We start from the raw sequence: 24,008 nt of genomic DNA on the forward strand, positions 1-24,008 counted from the left end.
TGTTATCTTAATCTTTAAAATAACCTAAAAACCTTAACATAACAAATATACTAAATTGTTCCAAGAAATGCAATAGAGAAAGTAAACCTAATTTAAAGAAATTCTTTCACTTTTTAAAGAAAAAAATACATCCTTTCAAGAATTAAACTGAATGAAAGAATGTATTCAAAAAAAGTCAGAGTAATTTTTGTAGCGCCTCTTCAATTTGTTTTGGGTCTGTTTTTGAAGAGAAGCGTTCAAAGACCTGCCCATCACGACCGATGAGAAACTTAGCGAAATTCCATTCGATTCGTTTTCCTAGTGGGCCAGATTTCTGGTCTTTCAACCAAATATAGAGAGGGTCCGCTTCTTTACCGTTGACTTTGACCTTGGCAAAACGAGGAAAAGTAGTCTGATAGTGTAGGCTACAGAAGGTGTTGATTTCCTCTGGGCTACCTGGTGCTTGTCCCATAAACTGATTGCAAGGGAAGTCTAAAATCTCAAAACCTTGGTCTTGATAGCGATCATAGAGTTCTTGAAGTCCTTGGTACTGGGGCGTTAAACCACATCCAGTAGCAGTGTTGACAACCAAGAGAATCTTACCACGATAGGCATTTAGTGAGGTTTCTTGATTGTCTTGGTTCAAAACTGAAAAATCGTATAGTGAAGTCATTGCTTGCTTTTCTCCTTATGTTTGGTATTTTTAGGAGTTTTCTCCTCCTGTAGTGATAGAAATCCGTAGGTCATGGTTCCAAAAATGCTACCGATAATCAGGCCATACATCAGTAAAGGAACACTTTTATCGAATTGCATGAGGAGCTTCACAAAATCTGAAAGGGACATCTGCTGAACGAAGACTTTATGAAAGATGAGTAGGATAAAGAGGCCAATCTGAAGACCGATAAACACCACCCAGCTTCGGAATTTGATTTGGCTCTTGCTGTAGGTTTTAAGGATGATTTCTGACTTGTCATCTTTTTCCAAGTGGAGTTCTTTGACGGCTCTTTGAGTTTTTAAAGTAATGAAAAAAATGAGTCCAGAGTAAACGTAGGGCATGGCATAGCGAACGGCTTCTATGAAGCGTCCAAATAACAGATAAAACAAGAAGAGGAAGAAGGAAGAATAAACGATTTGGACCATGGAACGGGCACAAGCCTTGTAGATAATCTCTTGCCGGCATTCATCAAAAGGGCCTTGGATGTGAAAGAGATTTCGGAGTAGGCGAGTGGTTAAGTCTTCTTTTTTCATGATAGTAACCTCCTAAATGAGCGGTTTTACTGACTTTCTTTTACAAATTGATAGAGATGATAAAGATAAGTGATTGAAGAAATGCTCGCGATAGTAAGCAGTAAATAATATTTCCAATTGCCTGATATGAGCATCAGTTGTGGCAAAGATAAAATCATAAAGCATAGTGCTAAGTTGAGTATACGTGTTTTTGGGGAGTCAATCTTTAGATAGGTTAGTCCTTTATTAAGTCCTGGAAAAAAGACTAGCACGAGGAATATCTCTCTGATTGGCAAGTTCCCTGAAACGATGATGAAGATGAACAGTGAAGCAAACAAAAGATGATAGGTAAGTAAAGTTACTAGTGATTTTATAAGGCACCTCCTAATCCTCATCTTGATCTTTCTTAGCTTTTTCAATGCGACGGGAAATGAGGAACTGTATGCTTGCTCCGAAGAAGATAGAACCGAGAATGCTTGATACACCATTTCTTATAGTGAGAAGAGAATGAAAATAGTCCGGACTTTCACCTATGAGTATATTGAGAAGAGGAGTTATAAAAAACATCCATAGACCAAAGAACAAACCTGCTTTAAGACCTGGGTAGCGAAGTTGCTTACTTTCTTTCTCACTCAGCATATCTGGTTCAATAGTTGTAATCCCTGTTTTTTTCATTTGGTAGGTGACATAGCCAGCAGAGATGAGGGCAATCACTAAAATCAGAGGAGGATAGATTAGAGCCACTTCTTGAGGGTATTTATAGGCCAGAAGGAGTGGAATAAGATTTCCGAAAATCATCAGATAAAAGAGGACGATAAAGACTTGGTTCCCAATACGATTGGCCTCACGCCGTTTGTATTCGTCAAGGGGACCAGAAATACCGTATGTGCGTTTGATCAGTTTTTCAGTAAAGGTTTCTTTTTTCATGAGTTTGCTCCTTTTTAAAAATCATCCTCCCAAAAGAGACTATTGAGGTCAGTTTGGAGGCTATGGGCGAGATTGAGACAGAGTTCCAGGGTTGGATTGTACTTGTCGTTCTCAATCATATTGATGGTCTGTCTCGAGACACCGATATCCTTGGCGAGTTCGAGCTGGGAAATGCCCAGTTCCTTGCGAAATTCTTTCACACGATTCATCTGGACTCCTTTCTAATTTGTGTCGCATATATTTGACTATATTATATTCTTCTAAGAAATAGATGTCAAGCATATTTGACATATTTCTTAAAGAAATCTTACTTGTTTTTGCCCTATTTGTCTGACTAGTGCAAGCTGGTCGGATTTGTGGTAAAATAGATAGGATATGACAAAAGAATTTCATCATGTAACGGTCTTACTCCACGAAACGATTGATATGCTTGATGTGAAACCTGACGGTGTTTACGTTGATGCGACCTTGGGTGGAGCAGGCCATAGCGAATATTTATTAAGCAAATTAAGTGAAAAAGGCCATCTCTATGCCTTTGACCAGGACCAGAATGCCATTGACAATGCGCAAAAACGTTTGGCACCTTACATTGAAAAGGGGATGGTGACTTTTATAAAGGATAACTTCCGTCATTTACAGGCACGTTTGCGCGAAGCTGGTGTTCAGGAAATTGATGGAATTTGTTATGACTTGGGAGTGTCTAGTCCTCAGCTGGACCAGCGTGAGCGTGGTTTTTCTTATAAAAAGGATGCGCCACTGGACATGCGGATGAATCAGGACGCTAGTCTGACAGCCTATGAGGTGGTGAACCACTATGACTATCATGACTTGGTTCGAATTTTCTTCAAGTATGGTGAGGATAAATTCTCTAAACAGATTGCGCGTAAGATTGAACAAGCACGTGAAGTCAAGCCAATCGAGACAACGACTGAGTTAGCAGAAATTATCAAGTCGGCCAAACCTGCCAAGGAGCTCAAGAAGAAGGGCCATCCTGCCAAGCAGATCTTCCAGGCTATTCGGATTGAAGTCAATGATGAACTGGGAGCAGCAGATGAATCCATCCAGCAGGCTATGGAGATGTTGGCTCTAGATGGTAGAATTTCAGTGATTACCTTTCATTCCTTAGAAGACCGCTTGACCAAGCAATTGTTCAAGGAAGCTTCAACAGTGGAAGTTCCAAAAGGTTTGCCTTTCATCCCAGATGATCTCAAGCCCAAGATGGAATTGGTATCCCGTAAGCCAATCTTGCCAAGTGCAGAAGAATTAGAAGCCAATAACCGCTCGCACTCAGCTAAGTTGCGCGTGGCCAGAAAAATTCACAAGTAAGAGGAAAAAATGGTAGATAATAAAGAAACAACCAGTCAATTCTTGCAGAATCGTATAAAAAAATTCTCACGTGTGGAGAAGGCTTTTTATCTTTCCATCGCTTTTACGGCTCTCGTTTTAGCAGTAAGCATTATCTTTATGCAGACACGGCTCTTGCAAGTGCAAAGTGATTTAACAAAAATCAATGCGCAGATAGAGGAAAAGAAGACAGAGCTGGACGATGCCAAGCAGGAAGTGAATGAATTGATTCGTGCCGAGCGTTTGAAAGAGATTGCAGATAAAAAAGATTTGAAATTGAATAATGAAAATATCCGAACAGCGGAGTAAGATATGAAATGGACAGAAAAAATAACCCGATTTGCGATAAAAAATCGTAAATCTCCAGAAAAAAACCGTAGGATAGTTGGCAAGTACCTCAGCTTTTTAGCTGTTGCCCTTTTCGGCCTCTTTTTGGCCAATTTTGCTTATATTATCGCAAAAGGTAATATATTTGGTACTGACTTGGTAAAAGAGGCTAAAAAGGTTCACCAAACAACCCGAACAGTTCCTGCCAAACGTGGGACGATCTATGATCGAAATGGAGTGCCTATTGCTGAAGATGCGACTTCCTATAACGTCTATGCTATTATTGACAAAAAATACAAGTCAGCAACGGGTAAGATTCTTTATGTAGAGGATTCTCAGTTTAATAAGGTAGCTGAAGTCTTCCATAAGTATTTAGATATGGATGAAACTTATGTGAAAGAGCAATTAGCTCAACCAAATCTAACTCAAGTTTCCTTTGGTGCAAAAGGGAATGGGATTACCTATGCCAATATGATGGCTATTAAAAAAGATTTAAAAGATGCTAGTGTGGAAGGAATAGACTTTACAACTAGCCCTAACAGAAGCTACCCAAATGGACAATTTGCTTCTAGTTTTATTGGATTAGCCCAACTCCATGAAAATGAGGATGGTAGTAAGAGTTTGTTAGGAACGTCTGGTCTGGAGAGTTCGTTAAATACCATTCTTGCTGGGACAGACGGTATTATTACCTATGAAAAAGACCGTGTAGGAAATATCGTACCAGGTACAGAACAGGTATCGCAACAGACTGTGGATGGCAAGGATGTTTATACAACATTGTCTAGCCCACTCCAATCTTTCATGGAAACTCAGATGGATACCTTTCTAGAAAAAGTAAAAGGTAAGTATATGACCGCGACCTTGGTCAGTGCAAAGACAGGTGAAATCCTTGCTACCACCCAACGACCTACCTTTAATGCAGATACTAAGGATGGCATCACCAAAGACTTTGTTTGGCGTGATATTCTTTATCAAAGTAACTACGAACCAGGATCAACCATGAAGGTCATGACGTTAGCTTCTTCTATTGACAACAATACCTTCCCAAGTGGAGAATATTTCAATAGCAGTGAATTAAAAATAGCGGATGCGACGATTCGAGATTGGGATGTTAATGATGGTTTGACGACTGGTAGGATGATGACTTTCTCACAAGGTTTCGCTCACTCCAGTAATGTTGGAATGAGTCTACTTGAACAAAAAATGGGAGATGCTACTTGGTTGGATTATCTAAACCGCTTTAAATTTGGGGTCCCAACTCGCTTTGGCTTGACAGATGAATACGCTGGTCAACTTCCAGCTGATAATATTGTTAATATTGCTCAAAGCTCATTTGGGCAAGGGATTTCAGTAACACAAACACAAATGCTTCGTGCCTTTACAGCTATTGCTAATGATGGAGTTATGCTGGAGCCAAAATTTATAAGTGCTATTTATGATACTAACAATCAGTCTGTACGAAAGTCTCAAAAAGAGATTGTAGGAAAACCTGTATCTGAAGATGCAGCAAGCTTGACTCGTACTAACATGATATTAGTTGGGACGGACCCTCTATATGGAACTATGTATAATCACTACACAGGAAAGCCAATTATAACAGTTCCTGGACAAAATGTAGCAGTTAAATCCGGTACGGCTCAAATCGCTGATGAGAAAAATGGAGGATACTTGGTTGGTTCTACCAATTATATTTTCTCAGTTGTGACTATGAATCCTGCTGAAAATCCTGATTTTATCTTGTATGTAACGGTTCAACAGCCTGAGCATTATTCAGCTGCCCAGTTGGGAGAGTTTTCCAATCCAATCTTGGAGCGGGCTTCAGCGATGAAAGAATCTCTGAACCTTCAATCTCCAGCTAAGAATTTAGATCAAGTGACGACAGAATCTTCGTATGCAATGCCTAGCATCAAGGATATTTCACCTGGTGATTTGGCGGAAGCCTTACGTCGAAATATTGTGCAACCAATCGTTGTTGGTACTGGAACAAAGATTAAAGAGACTTCTGTAGAAGAAGGAAAAAATCTTGCACCAAACCAACAAGTTCTCCTTTTATCGGATAAGGTAGAAGAAATTCCAGATATGTATGGCTGGAAAAAAGAGACTGCTGAGGCCTTTGCTAAATGGTTGGATATTGAGCTAGAATTTGAAGGTTCAGGTTCCGTCGTCCAAAAGCAAGACGTTCGGACCAATACAGCTATCAAAAACATTAAAAAAATTAAATTAACTTTAGGAGACTAATATGTTTATTTCCATCAGTGCTGGAATTGTGACATTTTTACTAACTTTAGTAGGAATTCCGGCCTTTATCCAATTTTATAGAAAGGCGCAAATTACAGGCCAGCAGATGCATGAGGATGTCAAACAGCACCAGGCAAAAGCTGGGACTCCTACAATGGGGGGGCTTGTTTTCCTCATTGCTGCAGTTGTGGTGAGTTTCCTCGTCGCTCTTTTTTCAAAACAATTGACCAATAATGTTGGTATGGTTTTGTTTATTTTGGTCTTGTATGGTTTGGTTGGTTTTTTAGATGACTTCCTCAAGGTCTTCCGAAAGATCAATGAGGGGCTAAACCCCAAACAGAAATTGGCTCTTCAGCTGCTAGGTGGCGTCATTTTCTACCTTTTTTATGAGCGTGGGGGCGATATGCTCTCTGTCTTTGGCTACCAAGTTCATTTAGGGATTTTCTATATTATCTTCGCTCTTTTCTGGCTAGTCGGTTTTTCAAACGCAGTCAACTTGACAGATGGTATTGACGGTCTAGCTAGTATTTCCGTTGTGATTAGCTTGTCTGCCTATGGAGTTATTGCCTATGTGCAAGGTCAGATGGATATCCTTCTAGTGATTCTTGCCATGATTGGTGGTTTGCTTGGTTTCTTCGTCTTTAACCATAAGCCTGCTAAAGTCTTTATGGGGGATGTGGGAAGCTTGGCCTTAGGTGGAATGCTGGCAGCTATCTCTATGGCCCTCCACCAAGAATGGACTCTCTTGATTATCGGAATTGTTTATGTCTTTGAAACAACTTCGGTTATGATGCAAGTCAGTTATTTCAAACTGACAGGTGGTAAACGTATTTTTCGTATGACGCCTGTGCATCATCATTTTGAGCTTGGAGGATTGTCTGGTAAGGGAAGTCCTTGGAGCGAGTGGAAGGTCGACTTCTTCTTTTGGGGAGTGGGACTCCTAGCAAGTCTCTTGACCCTAGCAATTTTATACCTACTGTAAAAAAATAATCTTTTATTGATAAAAGAAACCAGGATGAAGCTTATCTTCATCCTGGTTTTTGTGTGGTTAAAAGTTAGTTGGTTTCATCCTTCTTACTCTTAAGTAGAAAAGTCGCTGTTAGGACTAGACTCAATCCTGACAAGAATAGTAGTGGATTGGATGTTTCACCAGTAGCTGGAAGTTGTTCTTTAGGAGAATGATTTGCCGATTGGACAAGGTCTGGACTAGATGAAACTTGCTTAGAGCTGTTGGCTAATGGTTTGATATCTGTTTCACTTGGTTTTTGATTTGCAGTAGTTGATGCTCCATTAGCTCGATAAACGACTGCATAGGTACTGAAATGGCTAGTCGTAAATTCTGCCATTCCCTCGCGAATAGTAAAATCGAGTGGCTGTAACTCTTTTGATGGAGTTAGGTAGTAGACATTTTCGACAGCTGAGGAAATAGGCAAGCGGACCAAGACAGTTCCTTTTGGTTGTAAACTCTGGTCTGTTGAATTTTTAAGGTGAAGATCGTAAGCATCATAGGTCTTACCAAATAGTTCTTGAGCTAATACACGTCTGCTAGAAATGTGAGAAATTCCCTCTAAGTCAGTCGCTCCTCCAATAATTTCAACTTTAGTCTTTTCATCCTTTAAGACACGAAGTTTATATTTAGGAACAGAAACAGTAGGAGCTTGTTCTTGTCCCGCTGTCCCGACAGGTTGAGTGTACTCAGGGATAGAAACAGTAGGCGGTTGTTCTAGTCCTGCTGTGCCGATAGGTTGAGTGTACTCAGGAATATTTACTACAGGCGGTTGTTCCTGTCCAGCCGTTCCGATAGGTTTAGTGTACTCAGGGATAGAAACAGTAGGCGGTTGTTCCTGTCCCGCTGTTCCGATAGGCTCAGTGTACTCAGGAATAGAAACGGTAGGTGGCTGTTCTTGTCCAGCTGTGCCGATAGGTTGAGTGTATTCAGGGATAGAAACAGTAGGTGGTTGTTCTAGTCCTGCTGTGCCGATAGGCTTAGTGTATTCAGGAATTTCTACAATAGGAGCAGGGTCATCTCCCTTGCTTGTAGTTGGTTGCTGATTCTCAACCTTCTTCTCATCCTTTTTGGTAAAGACAGCTACTACAGGACTGCTTGTTGTATTTCCCTGGATAGAATAAGCTTCTATCGCATTTCCAATTTTTCGATTGGTTTCGTCAGGGATAGGGATTTGTACCTGATTATCTTGAATTGATAAGACAGTCTGATCTCCAGTCGTAACTAGATGATTATCGTCTATCCTGCGTAAAACGAGTGGATCTTTGATGCCTGGGAAGGTCACAGCGATAGCTTCCCAATCTCCAGCTGGAAGAGTTAAAGAGATGTTTTTATCCCCTTCCTTAAGTGGTGCGATACTTGGACTATCCAAGCTTACAGCTGGAGCCTTAATCACATCAAATGAATCTAGAGAAATTTTCTTGCGACCTGCTGGTGAATTTGGATCAACTTTCAATGTCAAAATATGATTACCATCGGTCAGATTAGTAAATTCTCCAATTAAGGTTGCCTTTTGGGTAGCGCCAGCAGTGTAGAAGTCTAGACTTGGCATTTCTTTTCCATCCAGTGTCACGAGAGCTTTTCCGAGAGCGGATGTTTTGAGTCCGTAAATTCGAATCCCTGTTCCAGTAAATGGAATGGTTGCTTGAGCTTCTGAAGCAGTACTTGGGTCGGCGTTATTGATGTCCGCATATTTTTCTGTGCTCTTATATAATTCAGTATCGCTCCAATCTTTGAATTGAGATCCGTATTGAATGCGAGGGTCACGGTCATCCATTTTTTCAATGGTTGTTCCTTGTCCAGGTAAAACTTTAAAGTAGTCTAAGGAGATTTTGGAACGTTCACTGCCACGGTGTTTATGCTCTTGTTTTACAGTGATAGTCATCACATGAGCACCATCTGACAATCCTGTGAAGCGACCGATAAGGCTACCTTTTTCAGTTGCACCTGCAGTATAGAAGTCCAGTTCACCGACTGATTTACCATCGATTTTGACTTCAGCGATTCCCAATTGAGATGATTTGAGACCATAGATTTCAATGCCAACACCATTGAAAGGAATGGTTGCTGTCGCATCTTTATCTGTATAGTTACCTAGTGAAAGGTCGGCAAACTTCTCTGTTCCTCCAAATAATTCTGAGTCTGCCCAGTTTCCAAATGCAGAACCGTATTGGATTCGGCTATCACGGTCATCCATCAATTGGTTATAGGTTTCGACATTGACCTTTTCGGATACCTGTGTAGAAACATTACCCAGCATAGCCTTAACAGTATAAGTGTAGGCGAGTTGAGGGTCGAGTGAACGGTCGATAAAATGGGTTTGATTGGTCACAAATTCTCTGCTTGCAGAGGTTTGGCCAGATTCGTCTTTCACTTGTCTTTGGATAACATAGTGGGTAGCACCTTCTACTTGGTTGAAGGTAAGTTCGGCAGTGACGCCATTTTGTCTAACTGCTGTCAGACTGGTTACACGACCAGGGAAATGTTCAAAGGTAATGACATCACCTTTTTGTGTTGCCAGTTGAATGCGGCCATCTTTAAGAACAGTTGCTTTGACAGATTTACCATTAACCTTAACCTGACTGGCTTCGATATTTGGATAATCTACAACTAGGTCTCCACCGACATTTGAAAGGAAGGACAAGCTTTGCAGGTTTTTATCTTTCCACTTCATGCTGACTTCAAAGTTACCGCGAGCAACCAGACCAGAAACCTGACCGTCTTTCCAAGCATCTGGAAGGGCTGGCAATGGTGCAATGTAGCCAGTGTGTGATTGAAGAAGCATTTCTGCAATTCCACTGGTTGCTCCAAAGTTTCCGTCGATTTGGAAAGGTGCGTGCGTATCCCAAAGGTTTTCTAGGGTTGAATATTTGAGCTGTTCAGCGAGCAAGCGATGAGCACGGTTACCGTCTAAGAGACGAGCCCAGAGGTTGATTTTATTGGCCTTAGACCAACCAGTACCACCATCTCCACGGTGGTTCAAAGTTGCACGTGCAGCTTCTAAATATTCAGCTTGATCTTTGCTAAAGAGCGTACCTGGGAATAGACCAACTAGATGGGAAACGTGACGGTGGTTGTTTTCAATCCCTTCGTTGGTGAATTGTGGACTGTCTTCTTCGTACCATTCCTTGATGCGTCCTTCTTTGTTAATGTGAAGTGGTTTTAGTTTGTCAAATTTAGCCTTGACCTCTGTAACTAAGTCTTTGTCGACATTCAGATGGTTGGCGACTTCCATGTAGTCATGGAATAGCTGCCAGACTAGTGATTGGTCAAAGGTATTTCCAATGGTAATAGTACCGTGTTCTGGTGAGTAAGACGGAGAAGATACCCAACGGTCGCTGGCCTGATCATAGTGCAAGAAGGAATTCCAGAACTTAGCTGTTTCCTTGAGCATTGGATAAATCTTTTCTTTTAGATAACTTTCATCCTTGGTGAATTTATAGTAGTCATAGACATTCTGCATCATCCAGGCATTAGCTGCTGGCGACCAACCCCAATAGTAATTCCAACCAGGGGTAGTCCAGCCAAATGGTGTCGCCTGGGTATGAACCAGCCAGCCATTTTCTTGTCCATCTTTGGATTCGATACCAGCGTATTCCTTGGCAGCGATACGGCCATAGTAACGCATATCGTCAATGTAATTGATCATTGGCTTGGCTGTTTCAGCTAGATTGCTCATGTAGGCTGGCCAATAGTTCATTTGCAAGTTGACATTGAGGTGGTAGTCAGCGTTCCAAGGTGGATTGTCTACGGCATTCCAGACTCCTTGTAGGTTGGCAGGAAGGGCATCTGTCCGATCACGAGATGAACTAATCAATAAATAACGTCCGTATTGGAAGAAGAGTTCTTCCAGTTTTTGCCCTTTGCTAGGGTTATAGGTCTGAAGGGCCTCTTTTGTCGTTTGAGCGGTCTTGCTTCCACCTAGGTTTAGTTTGACGCGGTTAAAGAGGCTTTGATAGTCTTTGATATGGTTCTTTTTAAGTGTCTCGTAGTCTTTGCTCCTAGCTGCTTCTACAATGCCTTTAACTGTTTTTTCGAGGTCAATGTCTTTGCGATAGTTTGTTTTTGGATTCTGAGCAAAGTTAGTCTTGGCACTGAGTAAAAGCGTAGCGTAGCTAGCTCCTGTGATTGTTAAACTATCCTCATGGACAGTAACTTTTCCGTCCGTTTTAATTCCTAGATAGGATGCGAACTGGAGGCCATTATCTTTGACTGTACCTTTTAGTAGGATACCATTTGGGTCTGTCGTAACATGGCCATTCTTGTAGTTAGAATATTCCGCTGAGTAGTCTCCGTTAGCAAGCAAGTCTTCTGTCAAGCTATTCCAAACTGTAAAATCAAGTTTTTTGTTCCCTTTTTGGGTCAAGTGGGTCACGGTGACATCATCAGGGTAACTTGAGAAGGTTTCTCTTTTAAAGGTCGTTCCATCTTGGGTGTAAGAAGTGGTAGTAGTGGCTTCTGTGATATCCAAACCACGGTGATAGTCTGTAACTGTATCCAGCCCCTTTTTCTGGTTATTGAAGACCATGAAGATATCACCAAAGGCTAGATAACGACCATACTGGGCGTTGTTTGGTCCAACTAGATTTTGTTCAGCTAATCGTTTGGCTTTTTGGCGATCTCCGTCTTCAAGAGCCTTACGAATTTCTGCTAAAATTTTATACCGTTCCTGATAGTTTCCTCCGTTATAGTCGGTACTGTCGGGACGCGGACCACCTGACCAAAGAGTTTTTTCGTTGTATTGGATTCTCTCCTCGCCTATGAGACCAAAAACCTTAGCACCCATTTCACCATTCCCAACTGGGAGTGCTTGTTTTTCCCAGCCATCATAGGAAGGAGCTGTTGGTCGATCATAGTTTAGCTGATAGTTGCTTTGTTCTGTCACAGGTAGTTCTGGTTTTTCGGTTTCCTTATTTTCATTAGGTTTTACAATAGCCTCAGTACTGGCTTGATTAGTTGTAGCAGAAGTAACATCAGCCTCAGCGGGTTTACTTTCAGAAGAACTATTATTAGCTAGAACTGGTTTTGTATGATCAATTGGCACGTTTGGCTGTGTATGCTCAGTTGATTCACTTGCTTTTGTTATAGTGTCTGTCTTAGCTGTAGTTTTCTCCAGTGTAGCCTCTTTTTGCTTTACTTCAGTAGTATCAGCCGAGACAGTATGACTAGCTAGAAAAACCGCTCCAAGCAAAACAGAGGCTGTGCCGACTGTTAGCTTTCGAATACTGTAGCGACAGGATTTCTCCCTCCAAATTTTTTCCATAGAAACCTCCTTTATTAATTAAAAGCGCTTTCATTTTTAATGAGGCGAACTTTTGTTTCTATATTGTATTGTTAATCTAATTTTACCAGCTAATGAAGTGTTGTCAAGAGGATTAGAGAAGGATATATATTTGATATTGTTTTGTATTAAAAAAGTGGAGGAAACGAATGGTAAGAGAGTGTATTTTTTATATTCTTTCTAGTTTTGACTAGAAAGATAAGGAAACTTTATTACAGCTTCCCCATCCCTGAAAGCGTAGAACAAACTAGTCAGGGTGGCTAGTTTGTGGTATAATGAAAGAGACTCAAAAAGAAACAGGAGAAATATGATGGATTTACTATTAGCAATTGTATTGATTGTGCTAGCTTTTCTAGGAGGAGCTCTTGGAGGAATGTACTTGGTTCGTAAGCAAATTGAAAAAGAATTCGCTGACAACCCACGTTTGAATGCTGAAGCAGTTCGTACTCTTTTGAGTGCAAATGGTCAAAAACCAAGCGAAGCTAAGGTACAACAAGTTTACCACCAAATCATCCGCCAACAAAAGGCAGCCCTTGCTAACAATAAAAAGAAAAAATAAATAAGGAAAAGTCTGGGATGAAAGTTCCAGACTTCTCACTATGTTGGTTATGGTTTAGGGATGAGACTTTTTCCTTGCATTCTATTGATATTTGATTATGATTAAGAGAGATAGTTGTTGATGAAGTTGTTCTTCAGTTCATAAAGACAAGTAATCATAATGAACTATCAATCAGAAAAAAGACTAGAAAGAAGACTGTATGGATAATCGACCAATTGGTTTTTTGGATTCGGGTGTTGGGGGCTTGACCGTTGTGCGCGAGCTCATGCGCCAGCTTCCCCATGAAGAAATCGTCTATATTGGAGATTCGGCGCGGGCGCCCTATGGTCCCCGTCCTGCTGAGCAAATTCGTGAATATACTTGGCAGTTGGTCAACTTTCTCTTGACCAAGGATGTCAAAATGATTGTCATTGCTTGTAATACTGCGACTGCGGTCGTCTGGGAAGAAATCAAGGCTCAACTAGATATTCCTGTCCTAGGTGTGATTTTGCCAGGAGCTTCGGCAGCTATCAAGTCCAGTCAAGGTGGGAAAATCGGAGTGATTGGAACACCCATGACGGTACAATCAGACATCTATCGTCAGAAAATCCATGATTTGGATCCGGACTTACAGGTGGAGAGTTTGGCCTGTCCCAAGTTTGCTCCCTTGGTGGAGTCTGGTGCTCTGTCAACCAGTGTCACCAAGAAAGTGGTCTATGAAACCCTGCGTCCCTTGGTTGGAAAGGTGGATAGCCTGATTTTGGGCTGTACCCATTATCCACTCCTCAGACCTATTATTCAAAATGTCATGGGGCCAAAAGTTCAGCTCATCGATAGTGGGGCAGAGTGCGTACGAGACATCTCAGTCTTACTCAATTATTTTGAAATCAATCGTGGTCGCGATGCTGGACCACTTAATCACCGTTTTTACACAACAGCCAGCAGCCAAAGTTTTGCACAAATTGGTGAAGAATGGCTTGAAAAAGAGATTCATGTGGAGCATGTAGAATTATGACAAATAAAATTTATGAATACAAGGATGACCAGGACTGGTATGTCGGGTCCTATAGTATTTTTGGTGGCGTCCGGACGTTGACGGATGATGACTTGGATTTCCCTCTGGTTGGATTGGCCAAAATCTTTCGAGACGAGGAACGAGGTTTCCCGATTTCAGTTACTGTTTTACGCTATGGTTCTCGCTACCGTTTATTGTCTTTTGTGGTAGATATACTAAACCAAGAAATGGGACGAAATGTGGAAGTCATCCAACGTCAGGGGGCTTTGCTCTTGGTTGAAAATGGGCAACTCCTGCATGTAGAATTACCCAAAGAAGGTGTTGATGTAGAAGCCTTCTTTGAGACAAACAAGGTCAGAGAAACCTTATTGATTGCGACTCGTAACGAGGGCAAGACTAAGGAATTCCGAGCTATCTTTGATAAGTTAGGCTACGATGTGGAAAATCTTAATGACTATCCTGACCTGCCTGAAGTAGCTGAAACAGGCATGACCTTTGAAGAAAATGCCCGTCTCAAGGCAGAAACTATTTCTCAATTAACAGGCAAGATGGTTTTGGCAGATGACTCTGGTCTCAAAGTCGATGTCCTTGGTGGCTTGCCAGGTGTCTGGTCAGCTCGTTTTGCAGGAGTGGGAGCTACTGACCGTGAAAACAATGCCAAACTCTTGCACGAATTGGCCATGGTCTTTGAACTCAAGGACCGCTCGGCTCAATTCCATACAACCCTAGTCGTAGCCAGCCCAAACAAGGAAAGTTTGGTTGTTGAAGCAGACTGGTCAGGCTACATTAACTTTGAACCTAAGGGTGAAAATGGATTTGGTTACGATCCTCTCTTCCTTGTAGGAGAGACAGGCAAGTCCTCAGCTGAATTAACCCTTGAAGAAAAAAATAGTCAATCTCACCGTGCCTTAGCCGTTAAGAAACTTTTGGAGGTATTTCCATCATGGCAAAGCAAATCATCATTGTAATGAGCGATTCTCATGGCGATAGCTTGATTGTGGAAGAAATCCGTGATCGCTATGTGGGCAAAGTTGATGCCGTTTTTCATAATGGCGATTCTGAACTGCGTCCTGATTCTCCCCTTTGGGAGGGCATCCGCGTTGTTAAAGGGAATATGGACTTCTATGCAGGTTACCCAGAACGTTTGGTGACTGAGCTTGGTTCGACCAAGATTATCCAAACCCATGGTCACTTGTTTGACATCAATTTCAATTTTCAAAAGTTGGACTACTGGGCTCAGGAGGAAGAGGCCGATATCTGCCTCTATGGTCACTTGCATGTGCCAAATGCTTGGATGGAAGGCAAGACCCTCTTTCTAAATCCAGGTTCTATCAGTCAACCACGTGGGACCATCAGAGAATGTCTCTATGCTCGTGTGGAGATTGATGACAGTTATTTCAAAGTGGACTTTTTGACACGAGACCACGAGGTGTATCCGGGCTTGTCCAAGGAGTTTAGCCGATGATTGCCAAGGAGTTTGAGACTTTCTTGTTGGGGCAAGAAGAAACTTTTTTGACCCCTGCTGAAAATCTAGCTGTGTTAATTGATACCCACAATGCAGATCACGCGACCCTCTTGCTCAGTCAGATGACCTATACCCGTGTTCCTGTTGTGACAGATGAAAAACAGTTTGTTGGGACGATTGGGCTCAGAGATATTATGGCTTATCAGATGGAGCATGATTTGAGTCAAGAAATTATGGCGGATACGGATATTGTTCATATGACCAAAACGGATGTAGCGGTTGTTTCGCCTGATTTTACCATTACGGAGGTCTTGCACAAGCTGGTAGATGAGTCCTTCTTGCCTGTTGTGGATGCGTCAGGGATTTTCCAAGGGATCATCACGCGCAAGTCTATCCTCAAGGCAGTCAATGCCCTCTTGCATGACTTTAGTAAGGAATATGAGATTCGATGCAAATGAGAGACAGGATTTCAGATTTCTTAGAGGAAAAGCAGGGCTTGTCTGCCAATTCCAAGCAGTCTTATAAGTATGATTTGGAACAGTTTGTAGATTTGGTAGGAGAGCGGATTTCTGAGACTAGTCTCAAGATTTACCAAGCCCAGCTAGCCAATCTAAAAATCAGCGCCCAGAAGCGAAAGATTTCGGCCTGTAACCAATTTCTCTACTTTCTCTATCAAAAAGGAGAAGTGGATAGTTTTTACCGATTGGAATTAGCTAAACAAGCTGAAAAGAAAGCTGAAAAACCAGAAATTCTAGACCTAGACTCTTTTTGGCAGGGGAGCGACTTTCCAGAGGGCCGCTTGCTAGCGCTCTTAATCCTAGAAATGGGACTCTTGCCAAGTGAGATATTAGCTCTAAAGGTTGCGGATATCAATCTGGATTTTCAGGTGTTGAGAATCCAGAAGGCTTCTCAACAGAGGATTGTCACCATTCCCACGAGCTTGCTTTCAGAGCTAGAACCCTTGATGGGCCAGACCTATCTTTTTGAAAGGACAGGGAAAGCCTATTCTCGTCAATGGGCCTTCCGTCAGCTAGAAGCTTTTGTCAAGGAGAAAGGTTTTCCAGCACTATCAGCCCAAGCCTTGCGGGAACAGTTCATTCTACGACAAATTGAAAAGAAGGTCGATTTGTACGAAATTGCAAAAAAATTAGGATTAAAAACAGTCCTGACCTTAGAAAAATATAGATAATGGATATTAAATTAAAAGATTTTGAAGGGCCCCTGGACTTGCTCTTGCACCTGGTTTCTAAGTACCAGATGGATATCTACGATGTGCCCATTACGGAAGTCATCGAACAGTATCTAGCTTATGTTTCAACCCTGCAGGCCATGCGTCTGGAAGTGACGGGCGAGTACATGGTTATGGCCAGTCAGCTTATGCTAATCAAGAGCCGTAAACTCCTTCCAAAGGTAGCGGAAGTGACCGACTTGGAGGATGACCTGGAGCAGGATCTTCTCTCTCAAATCGAAGAATACCGCAAGTTTAAGCTCTTGGGGGAACACCTAGAAGCCAAGCACCAAGAACGAGCTCAGCACTATTCCAAAGCGCCGACAGAGTTGATATACGAAGATGCGGAGCTTGTGCATGACAAGACGACCATTGACCTCTTTTTGGCTTTTTCAAATATCCTAGCCAAGAAAAAAGAGGAGTTTGCACAGAATCACACGACTATCCTGCGGGATGAGTATAAGATTGAGGACATGATGGTTATCGTGAAAGAGTCCTTGACTGGACGAGATCAATTGCGCTTGCAGGATTTGTTCAAGGAAGCCCAGAATCTCCAAGAGGTCATCACCCTCTTTTTGGCAACCCTAGAGTTAATCAAAACTCAGGAGCTGATCCTCGTGCAAGAGCAAAGTTTCGGAGATATTTATCTCATGGAAAAGAAGGAAGAAAGTCAAGTGGCCCAAAGCTAGACTTGATAGAGAGGAAAGATGAGTACTTTAGCAAAAATAGAAGCGCTCTTGTTTGTAGCGGGTGAAGATGGGATTAGAGTCCGCCAGTTAGCTGAACTCCTCTCTCTGCCACCGACAGGCATCCAACAGAGTTTAGAAAAATTAGCCCAGAAGTATGAAAAAGACCAAGATTCGAGCTTGTCCCTGATCGAGACAGGGGGAGCATACAGATTGGTGACCAAACCTCAATTTGCAGAGATTTTGAAGGAATACTCTAAGGCACCTATCAACCAGAGTTTATCTCGGGCTGCCCTTGAGACCTTGTCCATCATTGCTTACAAACAGCCCATCACACGGATAGAGATTGATGCCATCCGTGGGGTCAACTCGAGTGGGGCCTTGGCAAAGTTGCAGGCCTTTGACTTGATACGAGAAGACGGGAAAAAAGAAGTGTTGGGGCGCCCCAACCTCTATGTGACTACGGATTATTTCCTAGATTATATGGGGATAAACCATTTAGAAGAATTACCAGTGATTGATGAGCTTGAGATTCAAGCCCAAGAAAGCCAATTATTTGGTGAAAGGATAGAAGAAGATGAGAATCAATAAGTATATTGCCCACGCAGGTGTGGCCAGTAGGAGAAAAGCAGAAGAGCTGATTAAGCAAGGTTTGGTGACGGTTAACGGCCAAGTGGTACGTGAACTAGCAACCACCATCAAGTCAGGCGACAAAGTCGAAGTTGAAGGTCAACCTATCTACAATGAAGAAAAGGTCTACTATCTGCTTAACAAACCACGTGGTGTCATTTCCAGTGTGACAGATGACAAGGGCCGCAAGACGGTTGTCGACCTCTTGCCCAACGTGAAAGAGCGCATCTACCCTGTAGGTCGTTTGGACTGGGATACATCAGGTGTCTTGATTTTGACCAATGATGGTGATTTTACGGATGAGATGATTCACCCCCGTAATGAGATTGATAAGGTCTATGTCGCGCGTGTTAAAGGTGTGGCCAATAAGGACAATCTCCGCCCCTTAACTCGTGGTCTTGAGATTGATGGCAAGAAAACCAAGCCAGCTGTTTATGAGATTCTCAAAGTGGATCCAGTCAAAAATCGCTCAGTAGTGCAGTTGACCATCCATGAAGGGCGCAACCATCAGGTTAAAAAGATGTTTGAAGCTGTCGGTCTTCAAGTGGACAAGTTGTCTCGGACACGTTTTGGACATCTAGACTTGACAGGTCTTCGTCCGGGAGAATCTCGTCGCCTTAACAAAAAAGAAATCAGTCAACTACACACCATGGCTGTAACTAAGAAATAATGAAACGAATTTTAATAGCGCCTGTGCGCTTTTACCAACGGTTTATCTCACCAGCCTTTCCCCCCTCTTGTCGCTTTGAGCCGACTTGTTCCAACTACATGATTCAGGCTATTGAAAAACATGGCTTCAAGGGTGTTTTGATGGGCTTGGCTCGGATTTTACGTTGCCATCCCTGGTCGAAAACAGGCAAGGACCCCGTCCCAGACCATTTTTCTTTAAAGAGAAATGCAAAATAATATTCAATGAAAATCAAAGAACAAACTAGGAAACTAGCCGCAGGCTACTCAAAACAGTGTTTTGAGGTTGTGGATAGAACTGACGAAGTCAGTAACCATACCTACGGCAAGGCGACGTTGACGTGCTTTGAAGAGATTTTTGAAGAGTATAAATTGGATTCTAATGTATAAAACACAGATAGATGATACTTGGTATTTATCAAGTGCCATCTATCTGTGTTTTTATTTATTATTGATGTTTCTGCTATTTATTCCAAAATGTTTTTGCCTTCTTTAACACGCCAATGATAATCCGATAAAATAATATCTTCGAGGGAGTAGCTAGCCTTCCAATCAAGATATTTTTTAGCTTTTGATGCGTCTGCTAGGACGCTGGCTGGGTCACCAGCACGGCGAGCAACAATTTCGTGTGGTATTTTTTGATTCAGTAATTCTTCAGCAGTTTTAAAGATTTCTTTGACGGTATAGCCTTTTTCAGTTCCTAAGTTAAAGATTTGAGAAGAACTGTCTTCTTGAAATAGGTAGTTCATTCCTTTAACATGAGCCTGTGCAAGATCCAAGACATGAATGTAATCTCGAATACATGAACCATCACGTGTATCGTAGTCATCTCCAAATATTTTCAGGCTATCATTTTGTCCCAATGCGGTCTTGTTGATGTTGGGAATGATATGAGTTGGATTTTTCACGCGCAGACCGTTTGAAGCATCCATTTCGGCCCCAGCTACATTAAAGTAACGGAAAATGACATATTTCCAATCATAGCGATTTGCCATCCAGTAGATCATTCGTTCACCCATCAGTTTTGTTTCTGCATAAGGGTTGACAGGGTCAAGCAGGGTATCTTCAGTTGCAGGCTTGTCAATACAGTTATTACCATAGAGGGAAGCAGTCGAAGAGAACATGATTTTTTGAATACCAACTTCAGACAAGACTTTGAGAACTTGGTTCATACCAGCAACATTGGCAGTGAAGTATTTACTTGGATTTTCAATACTTTCGCTCACAACAATCTCACCTGCACAATGGAGAACAGCATCAATCTGGTTTTCTTCCAAGTAGGCTTTTAAGGCACTAGCATCATAAACATCCAGTTGTTTAAAGCTAGCACGACTATCTACAGCCGAACGATTTCCTGTAGAAAGATTATCGAGAACATGTATCTGATAGCCAGCATTTAAAAGAGCTTTAACGGTATGGGAGCCAATGTAGCCAGCTCCACCTGTAACAAGAATTGTTTTGGTCATGATTTTTTCCTTTTTCTAGTTTTGTACTATTTTAAAGAAAGAAGAAAGGAAAGTCAACTGTTTTCTGCAAATTTCATGAAAAAACTGGACAAATATAGCATTGAATTGTTTTTTGTTTGGGAATTAATAGTTTGGTTGGTCTTGGAATAGTTCTTAGATTTCACCTCACATGCAAGAAAATACAAGCTTTTTCTAAGATAGAGCAAGACTAAGATACTAACTTAGAAATCCACCTTCCCGCTATCCTTCTCCTATAAAAAGTGGTAAAATGGATGAAAGAAAGAAGGAACTGAAATGACAACATTATTTTCAAAAATCAAAGAAGTAACAGAACTTGCTGCGATCTCAGGTCATGAAGCACCTGTCCGTGTTTATCTTCGTGAAAAGTTGACACCGCACGTGGATGAAGTGGTGACAGATGGCTTGGGTGGTATTTTCGGGATTAAACATTCAGAAGCTACGGATGCGCCGCGCGTCTTGGTCGCTTCTCATATGGATGAAGTTGGTTTTATGGTCAGCGAGATTAAGCCAGATGGTACCTTCCGTGTGGTTGAAATCGGTGGTTGGAACCCCATGGTAGTCAGCAGCCAACGTTTCAAACTCCTGACTCGTGATGGTCGTGAAATTCCTGTGATTTCAGGTTCTGTTCCGCCACATTTGACTCGTGGTAAGGGCGGACCAACCATGCCAGCTATTGCAGATATCGTCTTTGATGGCGGTTTTGCGGATAAGGCGGAGGCAGAAAGCTTTGGCATCCGTCCTGGCGACACCATTGTCCCAGATAGTTCCGCTATCTTAACAGCCAATGAAAAAAATATCATTTCAAAAGCTTGGGACAATCGCTATGGAGTTCTCATGGTGAGCGAGTTAGCAGAAGCTCTGTCAGGTCAAAAACTTGGCAATGAACTCTATCTTGGCTCTAACGTCCAAGAAGAAGTTGGTCTCCGCGGTGCTCATACATCTACAACCAAGTTTGACCCAGAAGTCTTCCTAGCAGTTGATTGTTCCCCAGCAGGTGATGTTTATGGTGGCCAAGGAAAGATTGGAGATGGAACCTTGATTCGTTTCTACGATCCAGGTCACTTGCTTCTCCCAGGAATGAAGGATTTCCTTTTGACAACAGCTGAAGAAGCTGGTATCAAGTACCAATACTACTGTGGTAAAGGCGGAACAGACGCTGGCGCAGCTCATCTGAAAAATGGTGGTGTCCCATCTACAACAATCGGTGTCTGCGCTCGTTATATCCATTCTCATCAAACCCTCTACGCTATGGATGACTTCTTAGAAGCGCAAGCTTTCTTGCAAGCCTTGGTGAAAAAATTGGATCGTTCAACAGTTGATTTGATTAAAAATTATTAAACCATAAGGGAGGTGGTAGGGATGGTAGAACCAAACCTAGAAAGCCTTGTAAAAGATCTTTACAATCATGCTCGACATGATTTGAGTGAAGATTTAGTTGCTGCTCTCCTAGAGACTGCTAAAAAACTGCCTACTACAAATGAGCAATTGCTGGCAGTTCGTCTCTCAGGTCTGGTCAATCGTGAATTGCTCCTAAATCCCAAACATCCGGCACCTGAGTTGCTCAACTTAGCTCGCTTTATCAAAAGAGAAGAAGCAAAGTACAGAGGAACTGCGGCTTCTGCGATTATGTATGGGGAACTCTTTAAAATGCTTTGATTTCATTGTGAATCAAAGCATTTTTCTATATGTTAGAAGAGTAATTCTTGATTAGGAGAAAAAAAGCCATCCCATTTAGGATAGCTTCTTGGATCTTAGATTTGTTCAGCGATGACCTTTTCAGCTAGATTCATAGCGTGATCAGATACACGAGTATAGTGGGAAATGATGTCGATAAAGTTGACCCCAGCTTGTGTTGAACACTCGCCCTTGTTGAGGCGTTTGATGTGGGTCTTTCTGAGAACACGTTCCATATTGTTGATTTCTTTATGGCGTTCAATCAGACTTTGAGCTTTTTCAATATCATTGTTTTCTACACTATCAAGGGCATCCTTGATAAAGTCAGTGGTTTTTTGATAGATATCAGCTAGTTCTTGCAAAGCAGCTTCAGAGAACTCAACATTTTTACGTTGAAGGTAGTCAGTCAGATTGATTAGGGCTTCTGCGTGGTCCCCAATCCGTTCCAAATCACGGGATGAATCCAGGATGTTGGTGAGCACTTCACTTTCTTTCTGGCTAAGGGCTTCACTGGAAAGAGTAATCAGGTAACGAGTCAATTTTTCATCAATGGTATTGATGGCTTCTTCCGTCTTGTGGCCTTTTTCAGCAACCTTTTCATTAAGGTCAATGATGTAGTTGTATGAAAGGTCAAAGGCTTTAGAAGCATAATTTCCCAAGTGAAGGAGTTCTTTTTTGGCATTTCCGAGAGCGATTGATGGAGCTTGTTTAATCAAATGCTCATCAAGATAAAGTGGCTCGTACTTGACAACTTCATCTTCACCAGGGATGAGCTTGGTTACAAAGTAGGCCAAGGCTCCGATGAATGGAAATTGTACAATGGTGTTACTTACGTTAAAGGCACCGTGAGAGAAGGCGATGGTCATCTCAGGTGAGAGGTGAAGGAGTGCCTGGAAGTACTCAATCATAGACGTAAATGGACCCAATAAGATTAAGCAAAGAATAGTTCCTAAAACGTTAAAGGTAACGTGGGTTGCAGCAACGCGTTTCGCAGAGACATTGGCTCCAGCTGCCGCGATGATAACGGTTAGGGTTGTCCCGATATTATCCCCGAAAAGAACTGGTAGTGAACCTTTAAGGTCAAGAAATCCACCTGCATAGAGACCTTGTAAAATCCCGATTGTCGCAGAAGAAGCTTGGATGAGGACGGTAATCACTGCACCAGCAAAAACTCCCAACACAGGATTTTGTCCCAAGGTTACCATGTATTCCTTGAATTGTGGTAAATCTTTAAGAGGGCTCATACCGGCACTGATGAGGTTTAGAGCATAGAAGATTCCCCCTACACCAAACAGGATGCGTCCGATATTGTTTGCTGTTCTATTTTTGGTAAAGAAGAGGAACATGGTTCCAAGGAAAATCAGGGGTAAAGCATACTCACCAAGCTTGAAACCGATGATAAAGGAAGTAACTGTGGTTCCGATGTTGGCTCCCATGATAATTCCGATAGCCTGTCTAAGAGTGAGAAGACTAGCACTGACCAGTCCAACCGTGATAACTGTAACCCCTGTACTTGACTGAATCAGGGCAGTCACGACAATTCCGACTAGAACACCTAAAAAGGGATTGCTAGTGTACTTGTCAATGTAAAAACGAAGGCGATCTCCAGCAGCTTGTTGCAAACCGTCTCCCATGGTCTTGATACTATATAAGAATAGTCCCAGACCACCTAAAAAGTGAAATAAAATTTCCTGCCAATTAATGGACATTTCTTTTTCCTCCGAAAAATAATAACGGAATTTCTCCTATTCTATTTTAAAGGATAAAAGTAAATCTAACAAGTGTTAAGCTAAGATTTTAGAAAGAAAATTCGTTAGAATGGACCTTGATTATATTAATTTTACCAATTTCTAACCTAGATATAGGTATTTCCTTTTATATATTGACATTTAAAAGAAATATTTTAAAATGAGGGAGGAATTATCTTGGTCCCTGTGATTGGGATAAAAATTTTACAAAGAAAGTTAAGCGCTTTCTTTTATGCAACAAAATCAATCTTTTAGGAGAAGAAAATGAAGAATCCATTTTTTGAAAGACGTTGTCGTTATAGTATTCGTAAGTTATCAGTAGGAGCCTGCTCGCTAATGATTGGTGCTGTTTTATTTGCTGGTCCAGCCTTGGCTGAAGAAACTACAGTTCCTGAAAATAGCGGAGCCAATACAGAGCTTGTTTCAGGAGAGAGTGAGCATCCAACTAATGAAACTGACAAGCAGCATGAAGGAGAACATGCTAGAGAAAATAAGCCAGAAAAAGCAGAAGGAGTAGCGAC

24 protein-coding genes and 1 pseudogene are annotated in these 24,008 nt (G+C 41.8%); 17 read left to right on the forward strand and 8 right to left on the reverse strand.

The features are described 5' to 3' along the window. Nucleotides 1-175 precede the first annotated feature (175 nt). Genes N8O80_RS04965 through N8O80_RS04985 form a run of 5 tightly spaced genes read right to left on the reverse strand, consistent with a single transcriptional unit; the run spans nucleotide 176 to nucleotide 2,342 of the window. Nucleotides 176-652: a glutathione peroxidase gene (locus N8O80_RS04965; RefSeq protein ID WP_261027084.1), complete on the reverse strand. Its 477-nt coding sequence runs from the start codon at nucleotides 650-652 to the stop codon at nucleotides 176-178. Continuing rightward, a complete protein-coding gene (locus N8O80_RS04970; RefSeq protein WP_261027085.1) occupies nucleotides 649-1,227 on the reverse strand; it encodes a DUF3278 domain-containing protein in 579 nt (192 codons plus the stop codon). Before N8O80_RS04970 ends, N8O80_RS04965 begins: the two co-directional genes overlap by 4 nt. Before the next feature lie 26 nt (nucleotides 1,228-1,253). Beyond that, nucleotides 1,254-1,580, reverse strand: a complete 327-nt coding sequence (locus N8O80_RS04975; protein WP_261027130.1) for a hypothetical protein — start codon at nucleotides 1,578-1,580, stop codon at nucleotides 1,254-1,256. Nucleotides 1,581-1,590: 10 nt separating this feature from the next. Continuing rightward, nucleotides 1,591-2,133, reverse strand: coding sequence for a DUF3278 domain-containing protein (locus N8O80_RS04980; RefSeq protein WP_261027086.1), 543 nt, complete (start codon nucleotides 2,131-2,133; stop codon nucleotides 1,591-1,593). Between the two features lie 14 nt (nucleotides 2,134-2,147). Further along, on the reverse strand, nucleotides 2,148-2,342 hold the full coding sequence (locus N8O80_RS04985) for a helix-turn-helix transcriptional regulator (RefSeq protein WP_070567830.1): 195 nt from the start codon (nucleotides 2,340-2,342) through the stop codon (nucleotides 2,148-2,150). 166 nt (nucleotides 2,343-2,508) lie between these two features. On the opposite strand from N8O80_RS04985, the gene rsmH reads away from it, so the two are divergent. From rsmH to mraY, 4 genes are read left to right on the forward strand one after another with little or no spacing between them, the layout of a single operon-like run. Further along, nucleotides 2,509-3,459 carry a 16S rRNA (cytosine(1402)-N(4))-methyltransferase RsmH gene (rsmH, locus tag N8O80_RS04990; protein WP_049552366.1) on the forward strand — a complete coding sequence of 317 codons (951 nt, stop codon included), beginning with the start codon at nucleotides 2,509-2,511 and terminating at the stop codon, nucleotides 3,457-3,459. Nucleotides 3,460-3,468: 9 nt separating this feature from the next. Then, a complete protein-coding gene (ftsL, locus tag N8O80_RS04995) occupies nucleotides 3,469-3,786 on the forward strand; it encodes a cell division protein FtsL (RefSeq protein WP_261027088.1) in 318 nt (105 codons plus the stop codon). 3 nt (nucleotides 3,787-3,789) lie between these two features. Beyond that, the gene (pbp2x, locus tag N8O80_RS05000) at nucleotides 3,790-6,042 is read left to right on the forward strand and encodes a penicillin-binding protein PBP2X (protein WP_261027089.1); all 2,253 of its coding nucleotides are present in this window, start codon (nucleotides 3,790-3,792) and stop codon (nucleotides 6,040-6,042) included. Between the two features lies 1 nt (nucleotide 6,043). Then, on the forward strand, nucleotides 6,044-7,024 hold the full coding sequence (mraY, locus tag N8O80_RS05005) for a phospho-N-acetylmuramoyl-pentapeptide-transferase (protein WP_218493995.1): 981 nt from the start codon (nucleotides 6,044-6,046) through the stop codon (nucleotides 7,022-7,024). 73 nt (nucleotides 7,025-7,097) lie between these two features. On the opposite strand, the gene N8O80_RS05010 is transcribed toward mraY, so the two are convergent. Continuing rightward, on the reverse strand, nucleotides 7,098-12,311 hold the full coding sequence (locus N8O80_RS05010; protein WP_261027090.1) for an SIALI-17 repeat-containing surface protein: 5,214 nt from the start codon (nucleotides 12,309-12,311) through the stop codon (nucleotides 7,098-7,100). Nucleotides 12,312-12,639: 328 nt separating this feature from the next. Between N8O80_RS05010 and N8O80_RS05015 the strand changes: the two genes are divergently transcribed. From N8O80_RS05015 to yidD, 10 genes are all read left to right on the forward strand, one after another. Continuing rightward, nucleotides 12,640-12,888 carry a YneF family protein gene (locus tag N8O80_RS05015; protein ID WP_000364990.1) on the forward strand — a complete coding sequence of 83 codons (249 nt, stop codon included), beginning with the start codon at nucleotides 12,640-12,642 and terminating at the stop codon, nucleotides 12,886-12,888. 199 nt (nucleotides 12,889-13,087) lie between these two features. Next, nucleotides 13,088-13,882 carry a glutamate racemase gene (gene racE / locus N8O80_RS05020; RefSeq protein WP_000370378.1) on the forward strand — a complete coding sequence of 265 codons (795 nt, stop codon included), beginning with the start codon at nucleotides 13,088-13,090 and terminating at the stop codon, nucleotides 13,880-13,882. Beyond that, nucleotides 13,879-14,850, forward strand: coding sequence for a nucleoside-triphosphate diphosphatase (locus N8O80_RS05025; protein WP_261027091.1), 972 nt, complete (start codon nucleotides 13,879-13,881; stop codon nucleotides 14,848-14,850). The genes racE and N8O80_RS05025 overlap by 4 nt, the downstream gene beginning before the upstream one ends. Further along, entirely contained in the window at nucleotides 14,826-15,347 is a 522-nt protein-coding gene (locus tag N8O80_RS05030; protein WP_261027092.1) for a metallophosphoesterase, read from the forward strand. Before N8O80_RS05025 ends, N8O80_RS05030 begins: the two co-directional genes overlap by 25 nt. Then, nucleotides 15,344-15,805 (forward strand): cyclic-di-AMP-binding protein CbpB, encoded by a 462-nt coding sequence (gene cbpB, locus N8O80_RS05035; protein WP_000560716.1) that lies wholly within the window; start codon nucleotides 15,344-15,346, stop codon nucleotides 15,803-15,805. The genes N8O80_RS05030 and cbpB overlap by 4 nt, the downstream gene beginning before the upstream one ends. Continuing rightward, nucleotides 15,802-16,536 (forward strand): site-specific tyrosine recombinase XerD, encoded by a 735-nt coding sequence (gene xerD, locus N8O80_RS05040; RefSeq protein WP_314732577.1) that lies wholly within the window; start codon nucleotides 15,802-15,804, stop codon nucleotides 16,534-16,536. The genes cbpB and xerD overlap by 4 nt, the downstream gene beginning before the upstream one ends. Next, the gene (locus tag N8O80_RS05045) at nucleotides 16,536-17,264 is read left to right on the forward strand and encodes a segregation/condensation protein A (protein WP_084954015.1); all 729 of its coding nucleotides are present in this window, start codon (nucleotides 16,536-16,538) and stop codon (nucleotides 17,262-17,264) included. Before xerD ends, N8O80_RS05045 begins: the two co-directional genes overlap by 1 nt. A gap of 18 nt (nucleotides 17,265-17,282) precedes the next feature. Then, a complete protein-coding gene (gene scpB, locus N8O80_RS05050) occupies nucleotides 17,283-17,852 on the forward strand; it encodes an SMC-Scp complex subunit ScpB (protein WP_261027097.1) in 570 nt (189 codons plus the stop codon). After that, nucleotides 17,839-18,561: a pseudouridine synthase gene (locus tag N8O80_RS05055; protein ID WP_001222228.1), complete on the forward strand. Its 723-nt coding sequence runs from the start codon at nucleotides 17,839-17,841 to the stop codon at nucleotides 18,559-18,561. The genes scpB and N8O80_RS05055 overlap by 14 nt, the downstream gene beginning before the upstream one ends. Continuing rightward, nucleotides 18,561-18,797, forward strand: coding sequence for a membrane protein insertion efficiency factor YidD (yidD, locus tag N8O80_RS05060; RefSeq protein WP_173306792.1), 237 nt, complete (start codon nucleotides 18,561-18,563; stop codon nucleotides 18,795-18,797). The genes N8O80_RS05055 and yidD overlap by 1 nt, the downstream gene beginning before the upstream one ends. A 248-nt stretch (nucleotides 18,798-19,045) precedes the next feature. Here the strand turns inward: yidD and galE are convergent, their stop codons facing one another. Continuing rightward, nucleotides 19,046-20,044: a UDP-glucose 4-epimerase GalE gene (gene galE / locus N8O80_RS05065; RefSeq protein ID WP_261027098.1), complete on the reverse strand. Its 999-nt coding sequence runs from the start codon at nucleotides 20,042-20,044 to the stop codon at nucleotides 19,046-19,048. A gap of 294 nt (nucleotides 20,045-20,338) precedes the next feature. Here galE and pepA point away from each other — a divergent pair, with 294 nt between their 5' ends. Together pepA and N8O80_RS05075 are read left to right on the forward strand one after the other, a co-directional pair. Continuing rightward, on the forward strand, nucleotides 20,339-21,403 hold the full coding sequence (pepA, locus tag N8O80_RS05070; protein ID WP_261027099.1) for a glutamyl aminopeptidase: 1,065 nt from the start codon (nucleotides 20,339-20,341) through the stop codon (nucleotides 21,401-21,403). A gap of 21 nt (nucleotides 21,404-21,424) precedes the next feature. After that, on the forward strand, nucleotides 21,425-21,721 hold the full coding sequence (locus N8O80_RS05075) for a bacteriocin immunity family protein (protein WP_033679682.1): 297 nt from the start codon (nucleotides 21,425-21,427) through the stop codon (nucleotides 21,719-21,721). A gap of 95 nt (nucleotides 21,722-21,816) precedes the next feature. On the opposite strand, the gene N8O80_RS05080 is transcribed toward N8O80_RS05075, so the two are convergent. Continuing rightward, nucleotides 21,817-23,448, reverse strand: coding sequence for a Na/Pi cotransporter family protein (locus N8O80_RS05080; protein WP_000026672.1), 1,632 nt, complete (start codon nucleotides 23,446-23,448; stop codon nucleotides 21,817-21,819). A 303-nt stretch (nucleotides 23,449-23,751) separates the two neighbouring features. Between N8O80_RS05080 and N8O80_RS09815 the strand changes: the two are divergent. Then, nucleotides 23,752-23,880 (forward strand): annotated as a pseudogene (locus N8O80_RS09815) (YSIRK-type signal peptide-containing protein); the annotation flags it as partial. Nucleotides 23,881-24,008: the final 128 nt, after the last annotated feature.

Origin of the sequence: Streptococcus mitis (assembly GCF_946190155.1) — a bacterium.
Classification (GTDB): Bacteria; Bacillota; Bacilli; order Lactobacillales; family Streptococcaceae; genus Streptococcus; species Streptococcus mitis_CL.

Excerpts from the sequence above, each read along its gene's own strand:
- N8O80_RS04965 (WP_261027084.1), bottom strand. The coding sequence starts at position 652 with ATGACTTCACTATACGATTTTTCAGTTTTGAACCAAGACAATCAAGAA.
- N8O80_RS04970 (WP_261027085.1), bottom strand. The coding sequence starts at position 1,227 with ATGAAAAAAGAAGACTTAACCACTCGCCTACTCCGAAATCTCTTTCAC.
- N8O80_RS04980 (WP_261027086.1), bottom strand. The coding sequence starts at position 2,133 with ATGAAAAAAGAAACCTTTACTGAAAAACTGATCAAACGCACATACGGT.
- N8O80_RS04985 (WP_070567830.1), bottom strand. The coding sequence starts at position 2,342 with ATGAATCGTGTGAAAGAATTTCGCAAGGAACTGGGCATTTCCCAGCTC.
- rsmH (WP_049552366.1), top strand. The coding sequence starts at position 2,509 with ATGACAAAAGAATTTCATCATGTAACGGTCTTACTCCACGAAACGATT.
- ftsL (WP_261027088.1), top strand. The coding sequence starts at position 3,469 with ATGGTAGATAATAAAGAAACAACCAGTCAATTCTTGCAGAATCGTATA.
- pbp2x (WP_261027089.1), top strand. The coding sequence starts at position 3,790 with ATGAAATGGACAGAAAAAATAACCCGATTTGCGATAAAAAATCGTAAA.
- mraY (WP_218493995.1), top strand. The coding sequence starts at position 6,044 with ATGTTTATTTCCATCAGTGCTGGAATTGTGACATTTTTACTAACTTTA.
- N8O80_RS05010 (WP_261027090.1), bottom strand. The coding sequence starts at position 12,311 with ATGGAAAAAATTTGGAGGGAGAAATCCTGTCGCTACAGTATTCGAAAG.
- N8O80_RS05015 (WP_000364990.1), top strand. The coding sequence starts at position 12,640 with ATGGATTTACTATTAGCAATTGTATTGATTGTGCTAGCTTTTCTAGGA.
- racE (WP_000370378.1), top strand. The coding sequence starts at position 13,088 with ATGGATAATCGACCAATTGGTTTTTTGGATTCGGGTGTTGGGGGCTTG.
- N8O80_RS05025 (WP_261027091.1), top strand. The coding sequence starts at position 13,879 with ATGACAAATAAAATTTATGAATACAAGGATGACCAGGACTGGTATGTC.
- N8O80_RS05030 (WP_261027092.1), top strand. The coding sequence starts at position 14,826 with ATGGCAAAGCAAATCATCATTGTAATGAGCGATTCTCATGGCGATAGC.
- cbpB (WP_000560716.1), top strand. The coding sequence starts at position 15,344 with ATGATTGCCAAGGAGTTTGAGACTTTCTTGTTGGGGCAAGAAGAAACT.
- xerD (WP_314732577.1), top strand. The coding sequence starts at position 15,802 with ATGAGAGACAGGATTTCAGATTTCTTAGAGGAAAAGCAGGGCTTGTCT.
- N8O80_RS05045 (WP_084954015.1), top strand. The coding sequence starts at position 16,536 with ATGGATATTAAATTAAAAGATTTTGAAGGGCCCCTGGACTTGCTCTTG.
- scpB (WP_261027097.1), top strand. The coding sequence starts at position 17,283 with ATGAGTACTTTAGCAAAAATAGAAGCGCTCTTGTTTGTAGCGGGTGAA.
- N8O80_RS05055 (WP_001222228.1), top strand. The coding sequence starts at position 17,839 with ATGAGAATCAATAAGTATATTGCCCACGCAGGTGTGGCCAGTAGGAGA.
- yidD (WP_173306792.1), top strand. The coding sequence starts at position 18,561 with ATGAAACGAATTTTAATAGCGCCTGTGCGCTTTTACCAACGGTTTATC.
- galE (WP_261027098.1), bottom strand. The coding sequence starts at position 20,044 with ATGACCAAAACAATTCTTGTTACAGGTGGAGCTGGCTACATTGGCTCC.
- pepA (WP_261027099.1), top strand. The coding sequence starts at position 20,339 with ATGACAACATTATTTTCAAAAATCAAAGAAGTAACAGAACTTGCTGCG.
- N8O80_RS05075 (WP_033679682.1), top strand. The coding sequence starts at position 21,425 with ATGGTAGAACCAAACCTAGAAAGCCTTGTAAAAGATCTTTACAATCAT.
- N8O80_RS05080 (WP_000026672.1), bottom strand. The coding sequence starts at position 23,448 with ATGTCCATTAATTGGCAGGAAATTTTATTTCACTTTTTAGGTGGTCTG.